This is a genomic window from Pseudomonas sp. P7548, assembly GCF_013386585.1.
Taxonomy (GTDB): domain Bacteria; phylum Pseudomonadota; class Gammaproteobacteria; order Pseudomonadales; family Pseudomonadaceae; genus Aquipseudomonas.
In genome coordinates, this window is record NZ_JACARO010000084.1 from 34164 (window position 1) to 59643 (window position 25480).

The 25480-nt window shown below is 60.6% G+C and carries 25 protein-coding genes and 1 pseudogene; 12 read left to right on the forward strand and 14 right to left on the reverse strand.

Features of this window, described 5'->3' with window-relative positions; all coding sequences use genetic code 11:
* Nucleotides 1–11 precede the first annotated feature (11 nt).
* A pseudogene (locus HX803_RS27140) lies at nt 12–654 on the forward strand (thiopurine S-methyltransferase).
* 164 nt (nt 655–818) lie between these two features.
* Here HX803_RS27140 and htpX read toward each other — a convergent pair.
* A complete protein-coding gene (gene htpX, locus HX803_RS27145) occupies nt 819–1706 on the reverse strand; it encodes a protease HtpX (protein ID WP_178925016.1) in 888 nt (295 codons plus the stop codon).
* 303 nt (nt 1707–2009) lie between these two features.
* Nucleotides 2010–3221, reverse strand: a complete 1212-nt coding sequence (locus HX803_RS27150) for a pyridoxal phosphate-dependent aminotransferase (protein ID WP_016978462.1) — start codon at nt 3219–3221, stop codon at nt 2010–2012.
* Between the two features lie 202 nt (nt 3222–3423).
* Between HX803_RS27150 and msrB the strand changes: the two genes are divergently transcribed.
* The 3 genes from msrB to HX803_RS27165 all read left to right on the forward strand — a co-directional run bounded on the left by msrB (nt 3424) and on the right by HX803_RS27165 (nt 4947).
* Nucleotides 3424–3816, forward strand: a complete 393-nt coding sequence (gene msrB, locus HX803_RS27155) for a peptide-methionine (R)-S-oxide reductase MsrB (RefSeq protein WP_176998240.1) — start codon at nt 3424–3426, stop codon at nt 3814–3816.
* Between the two features lie 184 nt (nt 3817–4000).
* Nucleotides 4001–4486, forward strand: a complete 486-nt coding sequence (locus tag HX803_RS27160; protein ID WP_176998239.1) for a glutathione peroxidase — start codon at nt 4001–4003, stop codon at nt 4484–4486.
* Nucleotides 4483–4947, forward strand: a complete 465-nt coding sequence (locus HX803_RS27165) for a MarR family winged helix-turn-helix transcriptional regulator (protein ID WP_178925018.1) — start codon at nt 4483–4485, stop codon at nt 4945–4947. The genes HX803_RS27160 and HX803_RS27165 overlap by 4 nt, the downstream gene beginning before the upstream one ends.
* Here HX803_RS27165 and HX803_RS27170 read toward each other — a convergent pair.
* Nucleotides 4928–7237, reverse strand: a complete 2310-nt coding sequence (locus tag HX803_RS27170) for a response regulator (protein ID WP_178925020.1) — start codon at nt 7235–7237, stop codon at nt 4928–4930. The genes HX803_RS27165 and HX803_RS27170 overlap by 20 nt on opposite strands.
* Nucleotides 7238–7401: 164 nt before the next feature.
* On the opposite strand from HX803_RS27170, the gene HX803_RS27175 reads away from it, so the two are divergent.
* Together HX803_RS27175 and HX803_RS27180 are read left to right on the forward strand one after the other, a co-directional pair.
* Nucleotides 7402–8292 carry an ATP-binding protein gene (locus HX803_RS27175; protein ID WP_178925022.1) on the forward strand — a complete coding sequence of 297 codons (891 nt, stop codon included), beginning with the start codon at nt 7402–7404 and terminating at the stop codon, nt 8290–8292.
* Nucleotides 8289–8771, forward strand: a complete 483-nt coding sequence (locus HX803_RS27180; protein WP_178925024.1) for a GAF domain-containing protein — start codon at nt 8289–8291, stop codon at nt 8769–8771. Before HX803_RS27175 ends, HX803_RS27180 begins: the two co-directional genes overlap by 4 nt.
* Nucleotides 8772–8802: 31 nt before the next feature.
* Here HX803_RS27180 and HX803_RS27185 read toward each other — a convergent pair whose 3' ends face one another.
* The 8 genes from HX803_RS27185 to HX803_RS27220 all read right to left on the reverse strand — a co-directional run bounded on the left by HX803_RS27185 (nt 8803) and on the right by HX803_RS27220 (nt 17594).
* Nucleotides 8803–12438: a transporter substrate-binding domain-containing protein gene (locus HX803_RS27185; protein ID WP_178925026.1), complete on the reverse strand. Its 3636-nt coding sequence runs from the start codon at nt 12436–12438 to the stop codon at nt 8803–8805.
* 8 nt (nt 12439–12446) lie between these two features.
* Nucleotides 12447–13073 carry a response regulator transcription factor gene (locus HX803_RS27190; RefSeq protein ID WP_178925028.1) on the reverse strand — a complete coding sequence of 209 codons (627 nt, stop codon included), beginning with the start codon at nt 13071–13073 and terminating at the stop codon, nt 12447–12449.
* A gap of 249 nt (nt 13074–13322) precedes the next feature.
* Nucleotides 13323–13724, reverse strand: a complete 402-nt coding sequence (locus tag HX803_RS27195) for a response regulator (RefSeq protein ID WP_178925071.1) — start codon at nt 13722–13724, stop codon at nt 13323–13325.
* A gap of 172 nt (nt 13725–13896) precedes the next feature.
* Nucleotides 13897–15228, reverse strand: coding sequence for a deoxyguanosinetriphosphate triphosphohydrolase (locus HX803_RS27200; RefSeq protein ID WP_178925030.1), 1332 nt, complete (start codon nt 15226–15228; stop codon nt 13897–13899).
* A 72-nt stretch (nt 15229–15300) separates the two neighbouring features.
* Nucleotides 15301–16464, reverse strand: coding sequence for an EAL domain-containing protein (locus tag HX803_RS27205; protein ID WP_178925032.1), 1164 nt, complete (start codon nt 16462–16464; stop codon nt 15301–15303).
* Nucleotides 16465–16555: 91 nt separating this feature from the next.
* Nucleotides 16556–16897 carry a hypothetical protein gene (locus HX803_RS27210; protein ID WP_178925034.1) on the reverse strand — a complete coding sequence of 114 codons (342 nt, stop codon included), beginning with the start codon at nt 16895–16897 and terminating at the stop codon, nt 16556–16558.
* On the reverse strand, nt 16894–17277 hold the full coding sequence (locus HX803_RS27215; RefSeq protein WP_012723020.1) for a phage holin family protein: 384 nt from the start codon (nt 17275–17277) through the stop codon (nt 16894–16896). The genes HX803_RS27210 and HX803_RS27215 overlap by 4 nt, the downstream gene beginning before the upstream one ends.
* A gap of 2 nt (nt 17278–17279) precedes the next feature.
* Nucleotides 17280–17594, reverse strand: a complete 315-nt coding sequence (locus HX803_RS27220) for a YqjD family protein (protein ID WP_010211812.1) — start codon at nt 17592–17594, stop codon at nt 17280–17282.
* Nucleotides 17595–17941: 347 nt separating this feature from the next.
* On the opposite strand from HX803_RS27220, the gene HX803_RS27225 reads away from it, so the two are divergent.
* On the forward strand, nt 17942–19150 hold the full coding sequence (locus HX803_RS27225) for an ammonium transporter (protein ID WP_178925037.1): 1209 nt from the start codon (nt 17942–17944) through the stop codon (nt 19148–19150).
* On the opposite strand, the gene HX803_RS27230 is transcribed toward HX803_RS27225, so the two are convergent.
* Nucleotides 19137–20861: a monovalent cation:proton antiporter-2 (CPA2) family protein gene (locus tag HX803_RS27230; RefSeq protein WP_178925039.1), complete on the reverse strand. Its 1725-nt coding sequence runs from the start codon at nt 20859–20861 to the stop codon at nt 19137–19139. The genes HX803_RS27225 and HX803_RS27230 overlap by 14 nt on opposite strands.
* 148 nt (nt 20862–21009) lie before the next feature.
* On the opposite strand from HX803_RS27230, the gene HX803_RS27235 reads away from it, so the two are divergent.
* The 3 genes from HX803_RS27235 (at nt 21010) to HX803_RS27245 (ending at nt 22596) form a co-directional block, all read left to right on the forward strand.
* Nucleotides 21010–21246 (forward strand): glutaredoxin family protein, encoded by a 237-nt coding sequence (locus HX803_RS27235; protein WP_178925041.1) that lies wholly within the window; start codon nt 21010–21012, stop codon nt 21244–21246.
* Nucleotides 21247–21320: 74 nt separating this feature from the next.
* On the forward strand, nt 21321–21656 hold the full coding sequence (locus HX803_RS27240; protein WP_178925044.1) for a transcriptional regulator: 336 nt from the start codon (nt 21321–21323) through the stop codon (nt 21654–21656).
* Between the two features lie 49 nt (nt 21657–21705).
* Nucleotides 21706–22596, forward strand: a complete 891-nt coding sequence (locus HX803_RS27245) for a pseudouridine synthase (RefSeq protein WP_178925046.1) — start codon at nt 21706–21708, stop codon at nt 22594–22596.
* A gap of 55 nt (nt 22597–22651) precedes the next feature.
* Here the strand turns inward: HX803_RS27245 and HX803_RS27250 are convergent, their stop codons facing one another.
* Nucleotides 22652–22873 carry a YgdI/YgdR family lipoprotein gene (locus HX803_RS27250; RefSeq protein WP_016978480.1) on the reverse strand — a complete coding sequence of 74 codons (222 nt, stop codon included), beginning with the start codon at nt 22871–22873 and terminating at the stop codon, nt 22652–22654.
* A gap of 80 nt (nt 22874–22953) precedes the next feature.
* Complete coding sequence (mobA, locus tag HX803_RS27255; protein ID WP_178925048.1) at nt 22954–23556, reverse strand: molybdenum cofactor guanylyltransferase MobA; 603 nt, start codon at nt 23554–23556, stop codon at nt 22954–22956.
* Nucleotides 23557–23632: 76 nt separating this feature from the next.
* Here mobA and moaB point away from each other — a divergent pair, with 76 nt between their 5' ends.
* Together moaB and glp are read left to right on the forward strand one after the other, a co-directional pair.
* Nucleotides 23633–24172: a molybdenum cofactor biosynthesis protein B gene (gene moaB, locus HX803_RS27260; protein ID WP_025857889.1), complete on the forward strand. Its 540-nt coding sequence runs from the start codon at nt 23633–23635 to the stop codon at nt 24170–24172.
* Complete coding sequence (gene glp, locus HX803_RS27265; RefSeq protein WP_178925050.1) at nt 24156–25382, forward strand: gephyrin-like molybdotransferase Glp; 1227 nt, start codon at nt 24156–24158, stop codon at nt 25380–25382. Before moaB ends, glp begins: the two co-directional genes overlap by 17 nt.
* Nucleotides 25383–25480: the final 98 nt, after the last annotated feature.

A 25480-nucleotide genomic window follows, 5' to 3' on the forward strand; every position in this document is an offset into this window, starting at 1 on the left:
CAGGGTGATTTATGGAGCCTAAGTTTTGGCAGGAGCGCTGGGCGCGCAATCAGATCGGCTTTCACTTGCCTGAGGTCAACCCGTACTTGCAGCGACACTGGCCGCGGCTTGCACTGGCTGAAGGCACCAAGGTACTGGTGCCACTGTGTGGCAAGAGCCTGGATTTGATGTGGCTGGCCAGTCACGGGCACCGAGTGATGGGCGTGGAGCTGTCGGAGCAGGCGGTGGAGGCAAGGGCTCACGCCTCGGATCAGCCAGCAGGGGGCCTTCACGGTGTACCAGGCTGATCAGGTGGAGCTGTGGTGCGGTGATTTTTTCGCGCTAGGCGCGGGGGACGTGGCCGATTGCACTGCGCTTTACGACCGCGCTGCACTGATTGCCTTGCCGCCCCTGATGCGGGCGCGTTACTGTGAGCACCTCAGCAACGTGCTGGTGCCTGGTTGCCAGGGCGTTTTGATCACGCTCGATTATGACCAGACCCAGAAAGCCGGCCCACCGTTTGCGGTCACCGATGAAGAGGTGAAGGTGTTGCTGGGGGAGTACTGGGCGTTGGCAGAGCTGGAAGAGCAGGACATTTTGGCTGAGAGCTGGAAGTTCGTGCAGGACGGTGTAGATCGCCTTGAGGAACGTGTCTACCAGTTGGCGAAGCGTTGACCGTGCAGCCGCTATCGCAGGCAAGCCAGCTCCTACATTTGGAATGCATACCCCTGTAGGAGCTGGCTTGCCAGCGATGACGACAGAAGCCTTGGCACAGAAATCACAGGCAATAAAAAAGGAGCGATCAAATCGCCCCTTTTTTGTGTGTGATCTACTGACCGTCAGCCGCGACGACGCAACGCGTCGATTCGCTCTTCCAGCGGCGGGTGGCTCATGAACAGGCGAGCCATGCCCTGCTTGATGCCGCCGTTGATACCAAATGCCGTCAGGCTGTCCGGCATATGCACCGGCAGGCCCTGCTCGGAGCGCAGGTGCTGCAGGGCTGCGATCATTGCCCCGGTGCCGGCCAGGCGTGCGCCGGCTTCGTCTGCACGGAATTCCCGTCTGCGCGAGAACCACATGGTGATGGCGCTGGCCAGGAAGCCGAGCACCACTTCGGCGAAGATGGTCGCCACGAAGTAGGCGATACCGCGGCCTTCTTCGTTCTTGAAGATCACCTTGTCGACAAAGTTGCCGATGATCCGCGCGAAGAACATCACGAAGGTGTTCACCACGCCCTGCACCAGTGCCAGGGTGACCATGTCACCGTTGGCCACGTGGCCGATCTCGTGGGCCAGTACCGCCTTCACTTCATCGTACGAGAAGCGTTCCAGCATGCCCTGGCTGACGGCAACGAGTGCGTCGTTCTTGTTCCAGCCGGTGGCAAAGGCGTTGGCCTCGTAGGCCGGGAAGATCCCGACTTCGGGCATCTTGATCCCGGCTTCGCGGGACAGTTGCTCGACGGTCTGCAGCAACCATTGCTCATGCCGGGTACGGGGTTGGGTGATCACCTGGGTGCTGGTGCTCATCTTCGCCATCCACTTGGAGATGAACAGCGAGAACAGCGAACCGGCAAAACCAAAGACCGCACAGAAGACCAGCAGCTGATTGAGGTTCAGATCAACCCCGTTGGCCGCCATGAACCCGTTGAAGCCGAAAAGGCTCAGGGTGATGCTGGCAATCAGCACGACCGCCAGGTTAGTGGCCAAGAACAGCAGGATGCGCATCATGGTTGTAGAGTTCTCCTCATGCTTAATATGTCGCGTACTGCGGGGTATATAAGGTGCGGCCTGGGGCTATTCAACCGAGCGACTATTTCAAACTGTGTCCTACAGCCTGAATGTAGAGCCTTGAAAGGTTTTTCCGATCTGGAAAGTCGCTTTTGATCACCACATTCATGCCTTGCCGTCCCGTAATTATAGGGGGCTGGCCGATCCGTGGCGTGCCGCGATGGGGGAGCGGTCAGGCAGGGCAGAGAAGTGTTGCCAGATAATCGCTGTGCGACCGTATGACGATCGCACAGCGCCACTTCGTTATTGGCGATAGGACTTGAGGAAGTTGCCGATGCGACCAATGGCCATGTCCAAGTCATCCACACGCGGCAAGGTCACCACGCGGAAGTGATCCGGCCACGGCCAGTTGAACGCGGTGCCTTGCACCACCAGCAGCTTTTCCGACAGCAGCAGGTCGAGTACGAACTTCTCGTCATTGAGGATCGGGCAGACCTTCGGGTCTATGCGTGGGAAGGCATACAGCGCGCCCATGGGCTTTACGCAGCTTACGCCCGGGATGGCATTGAGCAGTTCCCAGGTACGGTTGCGCTGTTCCAGCAGACGGCCCTGGGGCAGGACCAGGTCATTGATGCTCTGGTAGCCGCCGAGGGCGGTCTGGATCGCGTGCTGGCTCGGCACGTTGGCGCACAGGCGCATGTTGGCCAGCATGTCGATGCCTTCTATGTAGCTCTGGGCGTTGTGCTTGGGGCCGGAGATGGCGATCCAGCCGGAGCGGAAACCCGCCACGCGGTAGGACTTGGACAGGCCGTTGAAGGTCAGGCACAGCAGGTCCGGCGCCAGGGAGGCGGTGCACACGTGCACGGCGTCATCGTAGAGGATCTTGTCGTAGATCTCGTCGGAGAACACCACCAGGTTGTGCTGGCGCGCCAGTTCGAGCATGCCCAGCAGCACTTCCTTGGAGTACACCGCGCCGGTGGGGTTGTTCGGGTTGATGATCACCAGGGCCTTGGTGTTCGGGGTGATCTTGGCTTTGATGTCGGCCAGGTCCGGGAACCAGTCGGCGCCTTCGTCACACAGATAGTGCACCGGGTGGCCGCCGGCCAGGGTCACGGCAGCGGTCCACAGCGGGTAGTCGGGGGCCGGCACCAGCACTTCGTCGCCATTGTTGAGCAGGGCCTGCATGGACATCACGATCAGCTCGGACACGCCGTTGCCCAAGTAGATGTCTTCGATGCCGACGCCTTCCACCTGCTTTTGCTGGTAGTACTGCATCACCGCCTTGCGCGCGCTGAACAGGCCCTTGGAGTCACTGTAGCCCTGGGCGGTCGGCAGGTTGCGGATTACGTCCTGGAGGATTTCGTCCGGCGCTTCGAAACCAAAAGGCGCCGGGTTGCCAATGTTCAGCTTGAGGATGCGATGGCCTTCCTCTTCCAGGCGTTTGGCGTGCTTGAGCACTGGGCCGCGAATGTCGTAGCAGACGTTGGCGAGCTTGTTCGATTTGCTGACCTGCATGGCGATGTGATCCTGAAAATGAACGATCCAGACGGTGTGGACACGACCGTACTGCGAATCCTGCGAGGCCTGCACCCATAAATACGTTTGAATGCCGGTAGCGCGGGTGCCAGACTGGCGTTTTGAAGAGGCGCAATCATACGTGCCGCCTGATCCATGGAAAAGACACAGATCAGGGTTTTTCAGTTGCCGAGGTGTACCGATGGAAAAGTTGGATAAAACGCTGGAGGAATGGCGGGAAATGCTCGACCCCGCTCAATATCAGGTCTGCCGGCTCAAAGGCACCGAGCGGCCGTTTTCCGGCAAGTACAACGCCACCACGACCGATGGTGTGTACCACTGCATTTGCTGCAATGAGCCACTGTTCGACTCCAAGACCAAGTTCGACGCCGGTTGCGGCTGGCCGAGCTTCTACGAGCCGATTGCCCAGAGTGCGATGATCGAGATCCGTGACGTCAGCCACGGCATGATCCGCACCGAAGTCACCTGCGCCAAATGCGATGCCCACTTGGGCCATGTATTCCCGGATGGCCCGCCGCCGACTGGCCTGCGCTACTGCATCAACTCGGTGTGCCTGGACCTCGTTCCGCGCTGATTCAACACCGTACCCGTAGGAGACCGGCTTGCCGGCGATGGCGATCTCACGGACGCCATCGCCGGCAAGCCGGGCTCCTACGGGGATTGGTGGTGATGGTGGGGTATCAGTTTGGTCAATTAAATTGCGCGCAATTCAATTGCCTACTATGTTTGTCCCACTTCTCCTTTATCGAGGCATTGCCATGAGCAACAACCTGCTGAGCATCCCGTGCACCACCATCAAGGGTGAACAAAAGACCTTGGCCGACTTTGCCGGCAAGGCCATCCTGGTGGTCAACACCGCCAGCAAGTGTGGCTTCACCCCGCAATACAAAGGCCTTGAGCAACTGTGGCAGCAATACAAGGATCAGGGCCTGGTGGTGCTGGGCTTCCCCTGCAACCAGTTCGGCAAGCAGGAGCCAGGTAACGAAGGGGCCATTTCCGAATTTTGCGAGCTGAACTTCGGCGTCAGCTTCCCGCTGTTCAAGAAGATCGACGTGAATGGCAGCGAGGCCCACCCACTGTTCGTACAGCTCAAGAAGCAGGCACCGGGGCTGCTGGGTTCCAAGGGCATCAAGTGGAACTTCACCAAGTTCCTCATCGGTCGCGACGGCCAGGTGGTCAAGCGCTTTGCCCCGACCACCAAGCCCCAGGACCTGACCCAAGAGATCGAAGCCCTGCTCAAATGACTGCCGCCCCGACCGTGTCCCTCGCCTTGGATGACCAGCTGTGCTTCAAGCTCTATGTCGCCTCACGGGCGGTGACCCGCGCCTACAAGCCGATGCTGGATGAGCTGGGCCTGACCTACCCGCAATACGTGGCGATGCTGGTGTTGTGGGAATGGCATTCAAAAAAGCCCGCGCAGCCCACAGTCAAGGCCCTGGGGGAGCGGCTGATGCTCGACTCCGGCACCCTGACGCCACTGCTCAAGCGCCTTGAGCAGTTGGGGCTGGTCAAGCGTCAGCGCAGTGCCATGGACGAGCGCGAAGTGCACTTGGGGTTGAGCGAGGCGGGCATCGGGTTGTACGACCAAGCCCACCGCCTCAAAACCCGCTTGCTCTGTGACAGCGGCGTCGACCTGAACCAGGCCGATGCCTTGCGCCAGGGCCTGGATCAGTTGCTGGCACAGATCAGAGGCTTGTCGTCTTAGGCACCCACAGGTCCAGCAGGGCGTTGAGTTCTTCGCGCCGGAACGGCTTGGCCAGGTAGTCATCCATTCCGGCGGCCCGGCAACGTTCGCGCTCTTCCGAAAGGGCGTTGGCGGTCAGGGCGACGATGGGCAGGTCCGGCCAGCGCCCGCTGCGGCGGATTTGCCGGCTGGCCTCGTAGCCATCCATCACGGGCATGTTGCAATCCATCAACACCATGTCGAAGCGCTGCTCCTCAAGACGTTTGAGCGCCTCGCCGCCGTGGGCGGCCACGACCACTTCGCACCCAAGCTTGCCGAGCATGCCCTTGGCCACTAGTTGATTGACCGCGTTGTCCTCCACCAACAGGATGCGCGCCCGGTGCGCGAGCGGCGGGGACTCCATCTGGATGGGGTCGAGGATCAGCTGTGTGTCGCTGCGCAGGTTGCGTTGCAGTATCTGGTACAGCGCGTTGCGGCTCAGCGGGCGGGCCTGCTGTTGCAACGGCGCCAGGGCCGCTACTTCTTCGCTGGGCATGAAGTTGCCGTAGGCGGTGACCAGCAGGATCGGTGTGTTGCTGGTCGGGCGCAGGCGGAACAGGCATTCGGGGCAGTCCGTGATCAGCAGATCGGGGGTTTGCCCACTCAGGTCCTCATCGCGGGAATAGCAGCGAGGTGTCAGCCCCCAATGGGGCAGCAGGGTGGTGAGCAGCTCCGTGAGGCCACTGTCGGCACTGGTGATGGCAATTACCTCACCCGCCAGGGGGGCATAGCCAACCGCAGGCAGGTGGGTGGGCAATGGCAGGTCGGCACAGAACTGGCTGCCAAAGCCCACTTCCGAGCTGATACTCAAGCGTCCCTTCATGGCTTCGCACAGGTTGTGGGTCAGCGCCAGGCCCAGGCCTGTGCCACCGAACTGGCGAGTGATGCCCGCGCCGGCCTGGGTGAAGGGTTGGAAGATTTTGACCTGCGCTTCCTGGGCAATGCCGATGCCGGTATCGCACACTTCAATCTTGACCTGGCCTTCATGGGCGCTCAGACGCACGTCAACGCGGCCGAAGCGCGTGAACTTCAAGGCGTTCGAAAGCAGGTTGCTGACGATCTGCCGCACACGTGTCGGGTCACCGATCACTTGGGCGGGGAATTGCGGGTCGATCAGGCACGTCAGCTCGACGCTCGGCGCCGCATTCTGCGAAAGCAGGTTGGCGGTGTCTTCCACTAGGGCGCCGAGATCGAACGGGATACGCTCAAGCTCCAGCTGCCCGGCGTCGAACTTGGACAGGTCGAGAATATCGTTGAGCAGTTCCACCAACACCTTGCCGGAGTCGTGGGCAATCGACAGTTGCTGGCGTTGCTCGGCATTCAACGGGCTGTCCAGGGACAGCGCGATCATGCCCAGCAAGCCGTTGAGGGGCGTGCGGATCTCATGGCTCATGTTGGCCAGGAACGCCGCCCGCGCCTGGGCCATGCCTAGGGCGGTCATCTTGGCCGCCTCCAGCTCGTCGTTGGACTGGCTCAAGCGTTGGTTGCTGGCCTTGAGTTCCAGGGTGCGCGCCGAGACGATGTCTTCCAGTTGCCCCAGGTACTCGGTGAGACGGTCCTCGGCATGACGGCGTTGCTGGATTTCAGTCTCCATGTTTTCGAATTGTTGGTTGGCGACATTGACCAGCACGCCGATTTCATCGTTCTCATGCCCGGGCGGGCAATCCAGGTGGGCCTGTTTGCTGGTGCTCAAGGCGCGAATGATGCGGACCAAGGGTTGGGTCAGCATCACGTAAAACAGGCCCAGCAAAATGCCCGTCAGCAGTAGGCTGCGGGCGAAGCCATTGAGCAGGGTGATTTCCGCGCGCCGCAGGAAACGGCTACCGAAGGCGTAGGTGTCCACATCCAGGCGCAGCACACCGAGGGAGTCGTTGGGCATGTGGCTGAGGAACAGGCGGTCTTCAAACTGGCGGCTGGCGCCAAACAGGAAATCGCTGATGGGACGGTAGGAGCTCTCCTTGCGTGGGCGATCAACGTCCGCCAGGACCACGCCATTGTTGTCAATCAATTGCGCGTGGGTGATCGCAGGCGAGTGCAGCAGACCCAGGGTCAGTTCCTGGGCCAGCTCGGCATCGATGTTGTAGGCAATGCGTGAGGCGGGGTTGTGGCTGATTTCGATCAGCGAACGAATTTCACGGTTGATGGATGCGTCTTCGCTGGCATAATCAATACCGATTTGGATCAGGCTGAGCAAGGTTCCCAAGACGAAACCGACCAGCACAGTCAATCTGGCTTGTTTATAAGACAAGCGGTGGGCGAACTTGATATCCATCGAGTGTTGAACCACTTCACGTTTCCCTTCGCCCGGCAAGCATAGCTGAACATCCACAGGCTCTGGCTTGGCCGGCATGAATCGTTTTTTTACGCAGCCTCGTGTGGTCTGCCGCAGGGTTGCCAATACGCCATCTTTTGCAAGAACTTGCCAGAGGAATAATCGTGGATTCTCGATTGAATGCCTTTCTTGAGCGGGCCGATGCGGTACTTGCTCGCCTGGAACCCTTGTTGCCTGCGCCACGCCAAGCCGTTGACTGGAACCAGTGCCTCGCCGCCCGTTGGCAGCGCGAAGGCCGCACCGGCTTCCTGCTGCCGCTGGACGTGAGCTTGGACATGCGCCTGTCCGACCTGATCGGCGTGGACAAACAACGCGAACAACTGGCCCGCAATACCCAACAATTCATCGACGGCCTGCCCGCCAACCACGCGCTGCTGTGGGGCTCGCGCGGTACCGGCAAATCGTCGATGGTGCGCGCCTTGCTGGCACAGCACGCCAAGGCTGGCCTGCGCCTGATCGAAATCGAGCGCGACCACCTGGCCGACCTGCCACGGGTGGTGGAGCAACTGATCAAGCTGCCGCAGCGATTCATCCTGTTCTGCGACGACCTGTCGTTCGAGGCAGGCGAGGGCGACTACCGCGTACTCAAGAGTGTGCTGGACGGCTCCCTCGAACAGGCGCCGGAAAACGTATTGCTGTACGCCACGTCCAACCGGCGTCACCTGGTGCCGGAAAACCAGAGTGACAATGACAACTGGAAGCGGGTGGATGGTGAGTTGCACCCAAGCGAAGCGGTGGAAGACAAGATTGCCCTGTCCGACCGTTTTGGCCTGTGGCTGTCGTTCTACCCATTCACCCAGGAACACTTCCTGGACGTGGTCGAGCACTGGATCGGCGAGTTGGCGCGCAAGGCCGGTCTGCAATGGCAGCGTGACGAGGCGCTCGACATCCTTGCCGTGCGCTGGGCCACCGGCCGCGGCAACCGCAATGGCCGCTGTGCCTATCAATTCGCTCGTTATTGGGTGGGCCTCAAATTGCTGGAGCGTCAACCATGATCGACCTACAACACGCCGGCACGGGCCTGGATGGCTACGCCATGCTGTGCGCGCAGTTGGAATCGCTGCTGGCTGATGAGCGGGATTTCATTGCCAACAGCGCGCAGTTTTCCGCGTTCCTCTTCAATCAGTTGGAAGACCTGAACTGGGCCGGTTTCTACCTCAACCGCAATGAAGAACTGGTACTTGGCCCGTTTCAGGGCCAGATTGCCTGTGTGCGCATTCCGTTCGGCCGTGGCGTATGCGGCGCGGCGGCGGCGTCACGGCAAACCCAGCGAGTGGAGGACGTGCATGCGTTCCCGGGGCACATCGCCTGCGACAGCGCCTCGAACAGCGAACTGGTGGTGCCATTGGTCAAGGACGGTACGTTGATTGGTGTCCTTGACCTGGACAGCCCGTCGCTGGCGCGGTTTACCCTCCAGGACCAGGCGGGCATCGAGCAATTGGCGGCTATTTTCCTGCGTTTGACTGACTGCTGATCGGTGAGGCAGGGGCGGTAGCCCCTGCCTTTCATTGGCGGTTGAGCTCCTGAAGCTGCTGGTGCAGCATTCTTTCCAGATCCTGCATGAGTTTTTCCAGGGACTTTACCCCAGCGTCGATCAGTGAGCGGTCTTCGTCTTTGGCACAGGCTTGCTCCAGCGCTTCGCATTGCGCGGCCAGTGAGTAGGCCTGGACAATGCGTGCGGCGCCCTTGATCTTGTGGGCTTGTTCGATGATGTCCTGTGGCGGTGCCCCGCTAGCTCGTAGGGTTACCAGTTCCTGACGATCATGGCGACTGCTGCTCAACAGCTCCTCGAGTAAACGCCTGCTTAATTGCGGGTCACCATCGGTCAAGGCTTCCAGGCAGCCAAGGTCCAGCCGTTGGTTGTCGGGTTGCAGAACAATATGTGCCAGTTGCCGTTCAAGTGCCGTGAGGCTGATGGGCTTGAACAGGCAATCGTTCATGCCGGCCTCAATGCAGCGCAGTTTTTCTTCCGGCTGGGCATTGGCGGTAAAACCCAATATCACACACGGTGTCAGGTGCTCGCGTTGTTCGTATTCACGAATCGAGCGACTGAGTTCGTAGCCATTCATGATGGGCATATTGCAGTCGGCGATTATCAGGTCGAAACGGTCCTGCCGCCAGGCCTGGAAGCCAGCAGCACCGTTCTGGGCATCAGTGAACTGATGACCCAAGTAACCCAACTGCTGGCACATGAGCAATCGATTGGCCGGATGGTCGTCCACCACCAGCACGTTGAGCACCGGCGCTTTGGCACAGGGCTCGGGCTTGAGTTCATCAACTTTCACTGCTGGCTGCAAGAGAGGCATTTTCAAGGCCACATGAACCTGGGTGCCTACCATCGGCACGCTGCTCAGGCTCAACTCACCGCCCATCATCGAACACAGACTGCGACAGATCACCAGTCCCAGGCCAGCGCCGCTCCTTGCCAGGTGTCCGGAGTTGTCGGCTTGGGCAAAGGGGGCGAACAGTCGCAACTGGTCCTCACGGCTGATGCCTATGCCGGTGTCTTCGACCACCAGCTTCATCTCGATCTGCTGCGGCAATTCGGTTGCGTGCACCGTGACCTTGACTTTCACCTGGCCACACTCGGTGAACTTGATGGCATTGCTGATCAGGTTCGACAGCACCTGCTTGAAGCGCAATGGGTCGATCAGTACAGCGGTGTCATCGAGCGGCGGGGTGAACTCCAACGAAAGACTGAGGGTTTTCTGTCGGGCCAGGCCGTCGAAGACCCGCACCACAGACTCGATCACTTCCCGCAGGTTGACCCGTTCTGGCGCGAGACTCAAGCGCCCGGATTCGATACGTGCGATGTCGAGGATATCGCCGATCAGCTCCAACAGGTCCTTGGCCGAGTTGTACGCCACCTCGATGGCCGGGCGGTCGAGATGACCCTGGTCGGCCCGCTTGAGGGTCAGCTCCAGCATGCCAATCACCGCGTTCATCGGGGTGCGGATTTCGTGGCTCATGGTGGCGAGGAAGGTGCTCTTGGCGCGGTTGGCCTCGTCAGCCCGCTCCTTGGCAGCGCGTAACTCATCAAACAGCTGGCGCCGCTCGCTGATGTCGATCCAGCCGCCAATAATGCCCTGGACTTCGCCGACCGAGTCGCGATAGGGCAGGATCCAGTGATAGATCGTCAGTTTTTTGCCGTGGATATGCAGGGTGCGATCGAGGATCAACGGAGTACCCTCGGTCACCACTCGCTGGTAGTCGGCATGGTACTGCGCCGCTTCCGCCTCCTGGGCCATGTTCATCTGGATCACACTTTTGCCGATCACGTCCTCGCGATTGACCTCGAACACTTGCAAGTAGCTGTCGTTGCAGGTTTGCAGCAAGCCTTTGCGATCGCGTACGTAGATCGGATGGGGTGTTTCATTGACCAGGGCACGCATGAACTCGAACTGATCGTTGAGCGCTCGCTCGGCCATTTGTCGATGCTTGATCTGGCGGCGCATGTAGGCGTTCCAGGCCAGGGAGATCAATAGCAGCAGTCCGGTACCCACGATGATCTGGGCTATCAAGTGATGGTAGTTACGCCAGTAGCTGTCGGAGGCGGCGGTGTAGCCACGCCAGCGGCTGTTGATCACCCCCAGTTCGTCAGGGGCGATGCTCAGCAACGCCTTGTTCAGGATCGAACTCAGCTCAACCGCATGGCGTGACGTTGCCAGGGCGAATGTGGCAGGAAGCGTGCCGATGCTGCTGCTGATCTGCAGTTTGTCCTGGAACACTTGGGAGGACAGGAAATAGTTGGCGATCACCAGCGAGTTCACGGCACCGTCAACGAGCCCTTGTGCGAGTAGCTCCGATGCCCGGAAGGTGTCACTGGCCTCTACCAGTTGTATCTGCGGGAAGTCGCGTTGCAGGCTTTTTGCCAGCGGGTTGCCCGTGGTGATCGCCAGGCGTTTGCCTGCCATCTGCTCCAGGTTCGAGGGGGCATTGGGCTCTTTGCGCGTCAGCAGCACATAGGAGTTTTCCAGGTAAGGGCGACTAAAATTGAGTTGAGCCTCCCTTTCAATACTCGGGACGATCGCGCCGATGATATCGGCTTTGCCAGTGCTCACCTCATCGATCATCGTGTTGATTTCACGGCTGCGCTGGATATGGAAACTCAACCCGGTACGCAGGCGAATCAGTTCCAGCAAGTCAGCGGTGATGCCACGAAAGTTGCCATCGGCGTCGAAGAATGTCAGTGGTGCAAACGTTTCGTTCACGATGACGTTGACGACCGGGTGGTCTTTCAACCAGCGCTCTTCGCGTGGTGTCAGCTGCAATTTCTTATCGGTCAGCAGGATGTCGCTGCCGGCACTCCAGCGTCTGGCGATGGTGTCCCGTTCATTGACAGGCACGGCAGCCAGCACCGAGTCGACGATGCCCAGGAGGATATGCTGGTCCTGGCGCAATGCGAAGCTGAAGCCGTAGGCCTCATGCTTGCCGAAATTGGCCATGTGGATGTTCTTCAGATAACCCTTGTTGATCATGTAGTGGGTGGAAATGGTATCGCCGAGAAAAACATCCGCCTGGTCAAAGGCCACTGCGTTCAGGGCGTTTTGATAGGACGGGTAGGTACGGATGTTGGCCTGCGGGTACAGCTTTTTGACTTCGCTGATCGGTAGATAGTGATAGACAAGGCTCAAGCGGAGCCCGCCCAGCCCATTGCTCAAGCTGCGAGTTTCCCCCTCCCGGGTCACCAGTACCGGTTGATCCACCGCGTACGGCTGCGACAGGGTGAGGTTCGGATTAGCGGCTTCAAAGCCATTCGAGGAGCCCAGCAAATCGATTTCGCCGGCCTCAAGGGCGCGGATCGACGCCTCCCGGTCAGGGTAGCGCAAGACCTTGACGGGCAAGGCCAAGGCCTTGGACAGCAGCCCTGCGTAGTCGGCGGTGAGGCCTTCGTAGTCGTGGCCGCTGGACGTCAGATCGAAAGGAGGGTAATCAGGTGCGGCGGTGCCGAGCACCAGTTCGCGTTTGTTCTGCAACCACTGGCGCTGTGCCTTGTCCAGCTGAGTGTCGAGTTGAACGGCACCCGCGCGGCTCAACAGGGTGAAGTGTTCCGGGCCGGTTTGAGGGGCCGCGGGCACGGCGGTGCTGAAGCACAAGCCGGTACTCAATATAATGAGATAGTCCTTTATACGGCTGGGCATCCGTTTTCTCACACTAACGCGTTTCGTTTTGCCATCTCGATAAGTTCTACCAAAGATTTGGCTTTCAGTTTTTGCATAAGTCTCTTTTTGTAAGTGCTGACTGTCTTGTTGCTTAAAAACATACCTTTGGCAATTTCTTTGTTGGTTCTTCCCTGTGCAAAAAGTTGCAATACCATCAGTTCTCGATCGTTGACTGTTTTGAATAGTTCAAGTTCATAGGTGTCGGCGCCCTCAGCACCGTTGCCGCTCAATGCCTGGCTTGGGAAATAGTTGTAACCTGACAATACGGCACGGATGGCGCTCAGCAGTTCGCTCAAGTCGCCTTCTTTGCAGACATAGCCGTCAGCACCCGAGCGCATGCAGCGCGTTGCAAACAGCGTGGGGCACTGGGCTGTAAGGATCAGGGTTTTCATTGGCGTGTTCATTGCGTTGAATCGGCAGAGCACTTCGAGGCCGTCAAGCTTTGGAATACTGATATCCAAGATAATAAGGTCTGGCAGGCATTCCCTGACCATTTGTATCGCATCACACCCGTTGTCCGTTTCTCCTACGACTTTATAACCCTCATGTTCCAATAACATTCGGATAGCAAGCCGTATGACGGGGTGGTCATCGATAATAAAAACTGAGTTCATGGTCATATCCCAGGCAAGTGCAAATAAAGACGGCACATTAGCTCAGAAGCTCAGGGGGGAGCATGAGCCAGAGGGGGAGGGGATATAAAACAGGAAAAATCCTACGCAAAAAAAGGTGTTGACCTACTTGCTGGTAAGGCATTGTGAAGCGAAATGTAAATATTTGAGAAATATAAGGTGCGGTGAGTACGCTGGAGCGCGGGTGTAGATCGTGAGGCGACTTTTTGTGGTGTTGCTATGTTTAAGTTCCTACACGTTGGCGGTCGGCAATCGACTCACCAACTCGATAAGTTTCTCTTTACTCAGTGGCTTCGATAAATAACCCAGCAGCGGCAGGTTTCTTTGCCGAGCCTGGTCGCTAAGTTCGGATAACTCCGACACAGGCAACCCGCTAAGAAGGATGGCGGCAAGGATGAAGTGGCGGCGATTGGCGATGTCAATCAACTCAAGCCCGGGCAGATCCGGCAGGCACTGGTCGCACAGCATGAGATCGAAAGGCGTACCGGCCTGCGTCATCAGGAGGATCGCCTGTTCGGCATTTTCTGCAAGGGTCAGGTTGTCGAAGTCGAAACTTTTGAGCAGGCATTGGGTGGCCAGAAGTTGAAAGGGATGATCCTCCACTAACAGGATACGAAGGCGATGTCTGGGCATAGTGAGCATACGTAGGGGTCAGGCTTTGATAGCGTGACGTAGGAAATCATCGTCAGGTCCGCCAAAAGCGTGCGTGATTATTCTTCGGGTACGTGTGCGAATTCGATCAGGCTGCTCTGTTCCCTGTGTAGGCATATTCCTTTCAGGGAACAGGCAAGCTTGATCCATGGTGCTATTGAGGGCTGGAACGCCCCGTCATCTCCCGCGCCATTTCGGTGGCGTAGCTGTCGGTCATACCCGCGATGAAGTCGATCATGCGCAGGAATGACGCGTGCAACGGCCACGCCGGGTTTGGCGCGCTGTTGCCCAGCAAGTCGAGGATGCGGCGGTTCTTGAAGGAGGGCGTGCGCCCGCCATGTTGTTCCAATGCCGCCCCGCAAAAAGCGTTCAGCAGGATTTCCAGAGTGGTGTAGGCACCGATTTCGTGCAGTGTCTTGCGCTTGTCCTGGAAGATTTTCTTGCGGGCCATGTCCTTGGCGTCCAGCACGCAGCGTTTGGCGGGACCGTGCATGTGCTCCACCAGGTCACCCGGCAGCAGGCCTGCCAGCAAAGCGTCCTGCTGTTCGACAAACGCGCGTGCCGCCGCATTGGTCAGGTGTTCGATGGCCTTGCCCCGCAGGATCGCCAGCTTGCGCCGGCGCGAGTCCTGCGCGCCCAATTGCCGGTAGGTCTGGGGCAAGTCGTCGCCCACCAGATCGAGCAGCAAGGACTCGACCTCGGCGTATTCCAGCAACTCCATTTCCAGGCCGTCTTCAAGGTCGATCAACGCGTAGCAGATGTCGTCCGCCGCTTCCATCAGGTAGACCAGCGGGTGGCGGGCCCAACGCTGTTCTTCCAGCTGTGGCAGGCCGAGTTTGTGGGCGATCTGTTCAAGGATCGGCAGCTCGCTCTGATAGCAACCGAACTTATGTTTCTTGTAGCCCAGGGAGTCCGCATGGCGGGCGGTCCAGGGGTACTTCAGGTAAGTACCCAGGGTGGCATAGGTCAGCCGTGTGCCTCCATCGAACTGGTGATACTCAAGCTGGGTCAACACGCGAAAGCCCTGGGCGTTGCCTTCGAAGTTGAGGAAGTCATTGCGCTCGGCGCTGCTCATGTCATCCAGCCAGCCACGGCCGGCCGCCTGTTGGAACCAGTGACGGATGGCATCTTCGCCCGAATGCCCGAACGGTGGGTTGCCGATGTCGTGGGCCAGGCAGGCCGATTGCACCACCATGCCCAGGTCGCTCGGGTCGCACCAGTCGGGCAGGGCGCTGCGCAGGGTCTCGCCCACGCGCATGCCCAGGGAGCGGCCCACGCAACTGACTTCCAGGGAGTGGGTCAGCCGCGTGTGGATATGGTCATTGCTGGACACCGGGTGTACTTGGGTCTTGCGGCCCAGGCGGCGGAATGCGCCCGAGAAAATGATGCGGTCATGGTCCTTGTGAAACGGGCTGCGGCCCAGTTCTTCCGGGCTGTGCAACGGTTTTCCAAGGCGTTCGCGAGTCAACAGGGTGGGCCAATCCAAGGCGGGTACTCTCCGTGCGGTGAATGACGTCCCCCAGCTTCCCGGTTCCGCCGTGGCGGGGCAAGCGAAAATCTACAGCCCGGCCGCGTCGATATCGATTAACAGCAAACGCTGACCGTTATCGAAGAATTGTCCTGCGGTCAGGCAGTAGCTATTAGTGGTGGCGTCGCGATAGGTCGACGACAGGGTCAGGCGCCGTTCCTCCCAGCCTTCCGCGAGCAGGTGATAGAAGTAGGGGCGCCACGACCAGTTGTGGCCCAGGTAGCGGCTGTCGGCCTGCCAGGCGTCCTGGCGCCATTCGAAGTTGGGCGTCAGCTGGGTGCCATGCCGGTCGCATTGGTAAAAGCGCAGCAGCCAGGGAAAGTTCGGCAATTGGGGCAGTTGAGCCAGGGGGGCTTGACCCTGTGCCCAGGCCTGCAGGATTTTCATCAGCTCGGCCAATTGCAGGCGCAACTGCATTACGCGTCCCCGCTCTGCGAGCTTCTGCTGGACGTAGGCCGTCCGTAATTGGGCAAAGCGCGGCACAAAGGCGTCTGTGGCGAACCAGTCCAGCTGCGCCTGGGCGAACAGGTAGCCCTGCACGTAGCGCGAGCCGCATTCCAAGGCGAAGCTCAACTGCGCCTCGGTTTCCACGCCTTCGGCAATGATCCAGCAGCCGGTTTTCTCGGCCATCTGCGCCAGGGCCCGTACCACTTCACTGCTCGGGCCGCCTCGGGCGGCTTCCTGGAACAGGCGCATGTCCAGCTTGAGAATGTCCGGCTGCAACGCCAGCACGCGGTCGAGTTGGGAGTAGCCGGCACCAAAGTCATCAATGGCGATGCGTGCGCCGGCCTCGCGATAGCGCGCTACCACCTCGGCCAGGCGCTGGATGTTACCCCCCAGCTCGGTGATCTCGTACACGATGCGCTGTGGATCGACGCCATGGGCTTGCACTTGCCTCAAGCTGGGCAGCGCCTGGCCGGGGCGCAGGCGGTTGATCCAGCGGGGCGAGATGTTCAGGCTCAGAAACCAGTCGTCGGGGGCCTCATGCAAGCGGCTCAGGGCATTGTCGCGAATCTGCCGGTCAAGGCGTCGCAAGGTGGCCCCCGGCGTGCGTGGGTCGGCGAACAAGGGGCCCACAGACTGCAAGCGGCCATCGGCCTGGCGCAGGCGGCCGAGGGCCTCAACGCCAGCAATGCGCCCGGTGGCGGTGTCGATGAACGGCTGGAAGCAGGCGAGCGGTTGCCCGTCAATCACGGGGCCTCCTTAAAGAGTCGGCGAAAAAAGGCCCAGCCCTCAGTAACGAGGGCCGGGCCGATTCTGTGTGCAAGAATGCAGCCAGCAGGCCTCAACCTTTACGAGACGCGCCCTGCATGGCCAGCTTGATCAGCGGGATCAACCCGGCTCCCAGTCGCACCAGGCGTGTCAGGCTGCTGATACTGCCGCCCTTGGCACCTTTGCCGGTAAAGAAACCCAACAGTGTGACCGCAGCCACGCCCCACAGCGGCGCGTGCTTGATGCCCAGGCTGTCCTGCCAGTTACTGCCCATATTGCGCACCTTGTTCAGGGGCAGCATCAATTGCTGGGACTCGTGGCGGATCTCCTGGCGGTGCATTTCCATGCGCAGGCGGATCAACGCCTTGCGCATTTCTCGGCGGGAGGTGGTTTGGGGGATTTCAGTGATGCTCATGGCAGCAGGCGCTCCCGGTCATTGGCCAGCTCTTCGAGGGTGGCGTGGAACGGTGTGGATTCATCGAACACCGCCGCTTTCAGGCGCACCCCGCAGAAGGCGGCGGCCAGGCTGTAGAACACACAGAGGCAGATGATCCCCGTCAGGCGATAGCCGGTGTCCCATACCAGGATCATGACCAGTGTCGACAACCCCACCAGCAACAGCAGCGCAAACACCAGCGCCAGGCCGGCAAACAGCAGCAGGCTGACAGTGCGGGCTTTCTGTTCCTGCAATTCGATGCCAAACAATTCGACGTGGCTGTGCAGCAAGCCCAGCACGGCCGCGCCCAGACGTCTTGAAGTGGTGCCCGTGGACGAGCCCGTTTCGCCGATAGACATGGTTAGCGCCTTGTAGCCAGCAGGCCGATCAGAAAGCCCACACCGGCGGCAATGCCCACCGACTGCCAAGGGTTTGCCTGCACGTAATCTTCGGTCGCGGTGACGGCCGCCTGGCCGCGTTCACGCAGGGAGTCCTCGGTCAGTTGCAGGGTTTCACGGGCCTTGAGCAGGCTCTCGTGGATCTTGCTGCGCAGCTCGTCAGCCTGGTCACCGGCGAGCACCTTGGTGTCATCGAGCAACTTTTCGGTGTCGCTGACCAGGGTTTGAAAATCCGCCATCAGTATTTCTTGAGCAGTCTTTGCAGTTCTTCTGGCCATGGGTATCTCCGTGATTGGCTGAACGGTACTTAGTGGTTTCGAGTCACCGGCTTCGGTGAAGGTTCAGTGCAATTGTCTGGTACAGCTTTTGCTTTGCCTTGGTGCGCACGCCCCGGGGCCTGCGCTGAATCTGGGCGGAATGAAGCAATGCCTTCAAAAACCTTACCCTAAATAACTGAAACTCGCGGAAAAACCCTGTCGGCAACAGCCTGTTGAGTTGATCGCTGCGCTAAAGCGGTTCACGCCCTCTGAAGAGGGGCGAGGCCGGTGGTGCCAATTTAGTGCGTGCAACCCTGGCTTGAACCGCTTTGGTGCTTTTTGCCTTTAATGCAGGCCTGCCAACCTCCATGGAAAATTTGCAAAGTGCGGTGGACACCCTCGTCCATAGCTCCAATACCCTGTTCATCCTGATCGGCGCGGTCATGGTCCTGGCCATGCACGCCGGCTTCGCGTTCCTGGAAGTGGGCACGGTCCGCCAGAAAAACCAGGTCAACGCCTTGTCGAAGATCCTCAGCGACTTCGCCATCTCCACCCTGGCTTATTTCTTTATAGGCTATTGGATCTCCTACGGCGTGAGCTTCCTGCAACCGGCTGCGGTGATCAGCGCCGACCACGGCTATGGCCTGGTGAAGTTCTTCTTCCTGCTGACCTTTGCGGCGGCGATCCCGGCGATCATTTCCGGGGGTATTGCCGAGCGTGCACGTTTTGTTCCGCAGTTGTGCGCCACCGCGTTGATCGTGGCGTTTATCTACCCGTTTTTCGAAGGCATGGTGTGGAACGGCAACTTCGGCCTGCAAGCCTGGCTGCTGGCGACGTTCGGCGCCAGCTTCCATGACTTCGCCGGTTCGGTGGTGGTGCACGCCATGGGCGGCTGGCTGGCGCTGGCAGCGGTGTTGCTGCTGGGCCCGCGTAACGGGCGTTATCGTGAAGGGCGACTGGTGGCGTTCGCGCCGTCGAGCATTCCGTTCCTGGCCCTGGGTTCGTGGATCCTGATTGTCGGCTGGTTCGGCTTCAACGTGATGAGCGCGCAAACCCTCAACGGCGTGAGTGGCCTGGTGGCGGTCAACTCGCTGATGGCGATGGTGGGCGGCACTGTCGCGGCGCTGATCATTGGGCGCAACGACCCGGGCTTCCTGCACAACGGCCCATTGGCCGGGTTGGTGGCAATTTGTGCCGGCTCCGACCTGATGCACCCGGTGGGCGCGCTGGTCACTGGCGCGGTCGCGGGCGGGCTGTTCGTGTGGTGCTTCATTGCGGCCCAGGATCGCTGGAAGATCGACGACGTGCTGGGGGTGTGGCCGCTGCACGGCCTGTGTGGCGTGTGGGGTGGCATCGCCTGCGGTATCTTCGGCCAGACCGCACTGGGTGGCCTCGGCGGCGTCAGCCTGATCAGCCAGCTGATCGGTACTGCCCTCGGCGTGGTGGTGGCGCTGGGCGGTGGCCTGTTGGTGTACGGCGTGATCAAGCGCGTGCACGGGCTGCGCCTGAGCCAGGAGGAGGAGTACTACGGCGCGGACCTGTCGATCCATAAAATCGGTGCGGTCAGTCAGGATTGATCGGCGGTTCGGCCGATGGATTAAAGCCGTGCAGCAGGCGGTAGCGGTTGTGCCGTACTTCGTCGACCCGCGCCTGCACCTGTTGGTCCGGCAGGCCCAGCAGGATCAAGGCGTGGGAGGCGAGCATCAAGCTGGATTCCAACAGTTCGGGCACCACTTCGCTGGCGCCCGCGGCTTTCAGCTCGGCCAACTGGCTGTCATCACGGGTGCGCACCAGGATCGGCACGTCAGGGTTGATGCGCCGCGCTTCCTTGAGCACCACCAACGCCACATCGCTGTTGTCCACGGCGATGACCACCAACCGCGCGCGCTCCAGGCCCACCGCGCTGAGCAGGGCGCCACGCCGGCAATCCCCGTAATGCACGCTGCTGTCTTCAGTGGCAGCTTCCTGTACCCGCTCAGGGTCGTCATCCAGTGCGATAAAGGCTTGCTGTTCGCGCCGTAGAAAACGCCCGATGGATTGCCCGACGCGGCCATAGCCACAGATCACCGCATGCCCGTGCAGCTCGGCGTTGAGCGCGGTGATTTCGTCCAGCTGGACCTGCTGATTGGGCGTGCGGTGCAGGCGCAGGGCCAGGCTCGGAGCGGCGCGCAATAACAGGGGCGTGAGCAGCATCGAGCAGAAGGTCGCGGCGAGTAGCAAGCCGTTGAATTCGTCGGGGATCAAGCGGCTTTGCTGCATCTGCGCCATCAAGGCAAAACAGAACTCGCCGCCCTGGGCCAGGGCCAGGCCGCTGCGCCAGGCGGTTTCACTGTCGCTGCCGCGTAGCTTGACCAGCGCGGCCACCACGCCGCCCTTGACCAACATCAAGGTGAGGGTCAGGCCAAGGATCAGCAGGCTGTGGCTGACGAACAGCTGCAGGTCGATGAGCATGCCGATACTGACGAAAAACAGCCCCAGCAGGATGTCGCGAAAGGGCCGGATGTCCGCTTCGATCTGGTGGCGATAGTGGCTCTCCCCCAGCAGCATGCCGGCCAGGAAGGCGCCGAGGGCAGGGGACAAGCCCAGCAAGTGGGTAAGCCACGCCGTCAGCAAGACAATCACCAGGGCCAGCAGCACAAACAATTCGGCCGAGTGGGACTCGGCGACTTCGTGGAACAACCGTGGCAACAACCAGCGGCTGGCAAACAGAAGGCCCACAAACAGCACCACAGTCTTGCCCAAGGTCAAGGGCAGTGCCAGGTACCAGGCCTGCTCACCGGTGCCCGCGAACACCGGCACCAGGGTCAGCAGCAAGACAGCCACTACGTCTTGGAACAGCAACACGCCAATCGCGTTCTGGCCATGGCTGCTGAAAATCTCCCCGAGGCTGCCGAGCTCCTTGCTCACGATGGCGGTGGACGACAAGGCCAGTCCCGCCCCCAGCAGCAGGGCGATGCCGGGTGCCACGCCCAGGATCATCAACAGCACGCCCAGCAACACCCCACAGCCCACCACTTGCAGGCTGCCCAAGCCAAACACCACGCGGCGCAGGGCGAGCATCTTGCTCAGGGAAAACTCCAGCCCCAGGGAAAACAGCAGGAACACCACACCCAGTTCGGCGAGGTCGGGGAGCTCTTCACTGTCGTTCACCCAGTCCAGGGCGGTGGGCCCCACGGCCAGGCCCACGCACAGGTAGCCCAGCACGGGAGGCAATTGCAGCCGGCGAAACAGCGCAATCACTACCAGGGATGAGGCCAGGATGATCAACAGGTTGGCAAACACAGGCATCTCCGTTGCAAGGGGGCAGGCAAAAAAGCCACAAACATCGCTGAATCAGTTATAGGCCATGGTGATCTGGGTCAGGGTTTATGGGGTGGGCGTGAGGCTGCTACCGGGCTTAGAATGTGTGCCTGTTTTCTGATCAGGTCCATTCACCATGCTTCCTGAATGCCAGTTATTCGGCACCCTGGGTTGCCATCTATGTGAGATCGCCGAAGCCGAAATCATGCCGCTCGTCGAACACGGGTTGCTGGTGGAATTGGTGGATATCACCGACCCCGACGACCTGACTGAAGTCTACGGCCTGCGTATTCCGGTGCTTCGCCGGGTAGACACGGGGGCGGAACTGGATTGGCCTTTCGACACACAACAGGTCGTTGCCTTCCTTCGTTGAGTGTTATGCGATGGCAGGTTTCCAAATATTAAGTTACTGTATGTTTGTACAGTGATTGAGTAGAGGGAACGCCCGTGGTGAATGTTGAACAACTGAAAAGCAGCGTCAATCGCATGTCTGCCGATGTCGTACGCGACGCGGTAAACGAGCTGCGCCTCGATGGCCTGGTCACGGAAGGCAAGACGCCCTTCAACAAAGTGCATTTCAATACCTGTTTCGCTGAGATCGAGGCGCTGTTTCAGCGCGCCGGTTATCACAAGCAGCTGGATGTGGTGGGTTACCAGGGCCTGTTATACGCGCTCTACGATCCAGGCCGCTGGGAGGCGGTGGACGTACTGCGTTGGCTCAAGGAATTCACCGAGGCGGCCAGTGCTTCGCCGGCGCTGCGGGCGCAATTGGCCAAAGCCTGAACCCTGCGGGATAATGCCCGCCGGTTTTCCCAAGGCTTCGAGCATCTGCATGTCCACTTCCGCGTTTATCGCCTCCGAGCACCAAGCCAGCACCTTGTACCTGCCGCCGGGCCCTTGGGCGCTGGTGCTCGACTGCCTGTGTGAACACTTCCCGGCTATCAGCCGTGAGCACTGGCTGGACCGCATCGCCCGTGGGCGGGTGCTGGACATCAACGGCAGCCCGATAGGACAGGACCTGGCCTACAAGGAAGGCCTGTGCATCTACTACTTTCGCGAAGTGCCGAATGAAAAAGTGATCCCGGTGCAAGAGGCCATCCTGTATGCCGACGAGCACCTGGTGGTGGCCGACAAGCCGCACTTCCTGCCCGTGACGCCCGCCGGTGAATACGTCGAGCAAACCCTGCTGCGTCGCTTGATCCGCCGTCTGGGCAACCCTTCGCTGGTGCCGCTGCACCGTATCGACCGGCATACCGCAGGGCTGGTGCTGTTCTCGGCCAACCCGGCCAGCCGCGCGGCGTATCAGCAACTGTTTCCCACGCGAAAGATCGACAAGTTCTACGAAGCCATTGCCCCGGCGTTACCGGGCCTGACGTTCCCGCTGGTGCACAAAAGCCGCCTGGTGGACGGCGAGCCGTTCTTTCGCATGCAGGAAGGCGTTGGCGCCAGCAATACCGAAACGGCGGTAGAGGTGCGCGAGAAAAATGGCGAGCTGTGGCGCTACGGCCTGTTCCCCGTGACCGGCAAAAAGCATCAGTTGCGTGTGCACATGACCGCGCTGGGGGCGAGCATCTGCAATGACCCGTTCTACCCCGACGTAATAAAGGACGCCGTGGACGACTACGCCAACCCGCTCAAGCTGCTCGCCCAGGGTGTGCGTTTTATCGACCCGGTGACCGGGCAAGAGCGCAGCTTTCGCAGTGATATCACCCTCGACTGGTAACCGCCAGAAACGACAAGGCCCGCGCGAGGCGGGCCTTGGTAGCAAACGCTGAGGTTTACAAGTCTTTAACGGTGCGGACCTGATCCTTGTTGATGCGGGTCTGCTTGCCGTCCAATTGTTCGAACTCGTAGAAACCCGAGTCCTTGTCGAATTTAGGAGTGTCGACGGCCTGGATTTCGCGACCGTCATTCAGGGTGATCACTGTTGGCGAGGCGCAACCGGCAAGGGTAGCGAGGCCCAGTGCAAGCATGAGAGCGGCGATGGTCCGTTGAGTCATGAGTGTGTCTCCGAGAGAATACTTTTTTGAGTGCTGACCTTGTGACGTATAAGACGTCGGCAAAGTTCCTTATCCGACGCTCATTCTGACACGCCAAACCCTGGGTGCAACAGCTCCGGTGTATTCAGGTTGGCCAGGCGTGGGTCATCGGCCGGGCATTCAAGCCCGATGCCACCCAGTTGCAGGAGGATCTTGCGCGGGCTGCGCTCACCGGCATCCCAGGCCGCTTCCACAGCGTCGCGCAGGTGGGTGGGGATGATGCAGATCAAGGGTTCCCAGAACTCGCCATGGCGCACCATCAACGGCAATCGCGGATTGCGCTGCACCGTCTGACGCATCTGGGTCAGCAGGTGCACATCAATATTGGGCACATCGCACGGCAAGATCAGCAGGTGCCCATGACGTGCGGCGGCCAGCCCTGCACGGATGCCGGCCAGTGGCCCGGGAAAGTCCGGGCTGTCGTCGCTCACCAGCTGATCGGCGTACGGCGCGTAAAGCGCATGGTTGCGATTGCACGAGATGATCAGGTCATCCGTCAGTGGCCGAGTCAGGTGTTGCAGATGCGCGATAAGGGGCTGGCCGTGCCATTCCAGCAGACCTTTGTCTTGCCCGCCCATTCGCTGGCCACGCCCTCCGGCCAGCAGCAAAATCGAACAGGACAGGGCTGAAGAATCTGAAGGCATGACGGTTCCGCTGCGGCAGGTAAATGGGGCCCTGTGATATAACATCGGGCTGTTCCTTCGACAACCGGACCGAGCCATGAAAGCCAAGGCTGATGCGCCCTTCGTACCCCTGAACATCGCTGTACTGACCGTCAGCGACACCCGCACCCTAGAAACCGATACCTCAGGCCAGGTCTTCGTCGACCGCCTGACCGCTGCCGGCCACAACCTGGCCGAGCGTGTATTGCTCAAGGACGACCTCTACAAGATCCGCGCCCAGGTGGCCCACTGGATCGCCGAAGACGTCGTGCAAGTGGTGCTGATCACCGGCGGCACCGGCTTCACCGGACGCGACAGCACCCCCGAAGCCGTGAGCTGCCTGCTGGACAAACAGGTCGACGGTTTTGGCGAGCTGTTCCGCCAGATCTCCGTGGCCGATATCGGCACTTCCACCGTGCAGTCCCGCGCCCTGGCCGGCCTGGCCAATGGCACGCTGGTGTGCTGCCTGCCGGGCTCCACCAATGCCGTGCGCACCGGGTGGGACGGCATCCTCGCCGAACAGTTGGACAACCGTCATCGCCCGTGCAACTTCGTGCCGCACCTCAAGCAGGCCGAGCCCTGTGAATCCCGTGGGTAAGCCCGGCAAGACCGGCGCCCTGATGCCGGTGGAACAGGCGCTGCAGCAACTGCTGGACATGGCCGACGCCGCGCCGATCCGCGAACAGCAAAGCCTGCCGCTGGCCGATTGCGATGGGCGCGTGCTGGCCCAGGACCTGGTGTCCACCCTCGACCTGCCGCCCTGGCCCAACAGCGCCATGGACGGCTACGCCCTGCGCCTGGCGGACTGGAACGGTGAGCCACTGGTGGTCAGCCAGCGCATCTTCGCTGGCCAGGCACCGCATCCCCTGGCCGCTGGCACTTGTGCGCGGATCTTCACCGGCGCCCCGGTGCCCGAAGGCGCGGACTGTGTCGAAATGCAGGAAAACGCCGTGGTCCACGCCGACGAGCGCGTGAGCTTTAGCGAGCCGTTGCAGCTGGACCAGAACATCCGCCCGCAAGGGCAGGAGACCACCGTCGGCGAGTTGGTGCTGACGGCCGGCACGCGCCTGGGCCCAGTCGAACTCGGCCTCGCGGCTTCCCTGGGGCATGATCGCCTTGACGTGGTACGCCGCCCACGCGTGGCAGTGCTGTCTACCGGGGATGAGCTGATCGAACCCGGCTTGCCGCTCGGCCCGGGCCAGATCTACAACAGCAATCGCCGCGTGTTGTGCTCGTGGCTGACGCGCATGGGCTGCGAAGTGATCGACGCCGGCATCCTGCCCGACGACCTCGAAAAGACCCGCACACGCCTTGCTGGCTTGGCTGACGTTGACCTGATCCTGTCCACGGGCGGTGTGTCGGTGGGCGAGGCGGACTTCCTCGGCATCGCCCTGCGCGAAGAGGGGGAGCTGGCGCTGTGGAAACTGGCGATCAAACCCGGCAAGCCGCTGACCTTCGGCCACTTTCGCGGTGTGCCAGTGATCGGCCTGCCGGGCAACCCGGCGTCGACCCTGGTGACCTTTGCCTTGCTGGCGCGGCCTTACCTGCTGCGCCGCCAAGGCGTGCAGGACGTGGCGCCGCTGCGGTTCGAAGTGCCGGTGGGCTTCGAGTGGCCCAAGCCGGGCAACCGTCGTGAATACTTGCGCGGCCGCATCGAGCAGGGCAAGGCGATCATCTACCGCAACCAGAGCTCCGGCGTGCTGCGCAGCGCGGCGTGGGCAGAAGGGTTTGTGGAGGTGTTGGAAGGCACGACGCTGACGGTGGGCGATAGCGTCAATTTCATCCCGCTAAGCGAAGTCCTCAACTGACAATAGAGATCTACTGTGGGAGCTGGCTTGCCTGCGATGGCGGTGCATCAGTCATACATAAGGTGACTGACACACCGCCATCGCAGGCAAGCCAGCTC

Bases quoted from the DNA above. Each gene is read 5' to 3' on its own strand.
- htpX (WP_178925016.1), bottom strand. From the start codon at position 1,706: ATGATGCGCATCCTGCTGTTCTTGGCCACTAACCTGGCGGTCGTGCTG.
- HX803_RS27150 (WP_016978462.1), bottom strand. From the start codon at position 3,221: ATGCAGGTCAGCAAATCGAACAAGCTCGCCAACGTCTGCTACGACATT.
- msrB (WP_176998240.1), top strand. From the start codon at position 3,424: ATGGAAAAGTTGGATAAAACGCTGGAGGAATGGCGGGAAATGCTCGAC.
- HX803_RS27160 (WP_176998239.1), top strand. From the start codon at position 4,001: ATGAGCAACAACCTGCTGAGCATCCCGTGCACCACCATCAAGGGTGAA.
- HX803_RS27165 (WP_178925018.1), top strand. From the start codon at position 4,483: ATGACTGCCGCCCCGACCGTGTCCCTCGCCTTGGATGACCAGCTGTGC.
- HX803_RS27170 (WP_178925020.1), bottom strand. From the start codon at position 7,237: ATGGATATCAAGTTCGCCCACCGCTTGTCTTATAAACAAGCCAGATTG.
- HX803_RS27180 (WP_178925024.1), top strand. From the start codon at position 8,289: ATGATCGACCTACAACACGCCGGCACGGGCCTGGATGGCTACGCCATG.
- HX803_RS27185 (WP_178925026.1), bottom strand. From the start codon at position 12,438: ATGCCCAGCCGTATAAAGGACTATCTCATTATATTGAGTACCGGCTTG.
- HX803_RS27190 (WP_178925028.1), bottom strand. From the start codon at position 13,073: ATGAACTCAGTTTTTATTATCGATGACCACCCCGTCATACGGCTTGCT.
- HX803_RS27195 (WP_178925071.1), bottom strand. From the start codon at position 13,724: ATGCCCAGACATCGCCTTCGTATCCTGTTAGTGGAGGATCATCCCTTT.
- HX803_RS27210 (WP_178925034.1), bottom strand. From the start codon at position 16,897: ATGAGCATCACTGAAATCCCCCAAACCACCTCCCGCCGAGAAATGCGC.
- HX803_RS27215 (WP_012723020.1), bottom strand. From the start codon at position 17,277: ATGTCTATCGGCGAAACGGGCTCGTCCACGGGCACCACTTCAAGACGT.
- HX803_RS27220 (WP_010211812.1), bottom strand. From the start codon at position 17,594: ATGGCCAGAAGAACTGCAAAGACTGCTCAAGAAATACTGATGGCGGAT.
- HX803_RS27225 (WP_178925037.1), top strand. From the start codon at position 17,942: ATGGAAAATTTGCAAAGTGCGGTGGACACCCTCGTCCATAGCTCCAAT.
- HX803_RS27230 (WP_178925039.1), bottom strand. From the start codon at position 20,861: ATGCCTGTGTTTGCCAACCTGTTGATCATCCTGGCCTCATCCCTGGTA.
- HX803_RS27235 (WP_178925041.1), top strand. From the start codon at position 21,010: ATGCTTCCTGAATGCCAGTTATTCGGCACCCTGGGTTGCCATCTATGT.
- HX803_RS27245 (WP_178925046.1), top strand. From the start codon at position 21,706: ATGTCCACTTCCGCGTTTATCGCCTCCGAGCACCAAGCCAGCACCTTG.
- HX803_RS27250 (WP_016978480.1), bottom strand. From the start codon at position 22,873: ATGACTCAACGGACCATCGCCGCTCTCATGCTTGCACTGGGCCTCGCT.
- mobA (WP_178925048.1), bottom strand. From the start codon at position 23,556: ATGCCTTCAGATTCTTCAGCCCTGTCCTGTTCGATTTTGCTGCTGGCC.
- moaB (WP_025857889.1), top strand. From the start codon at position 23,633: ATGAAAGCCAAGGCTGATGCGCCCTTCGTACCCCTGAACATCGCTGTA.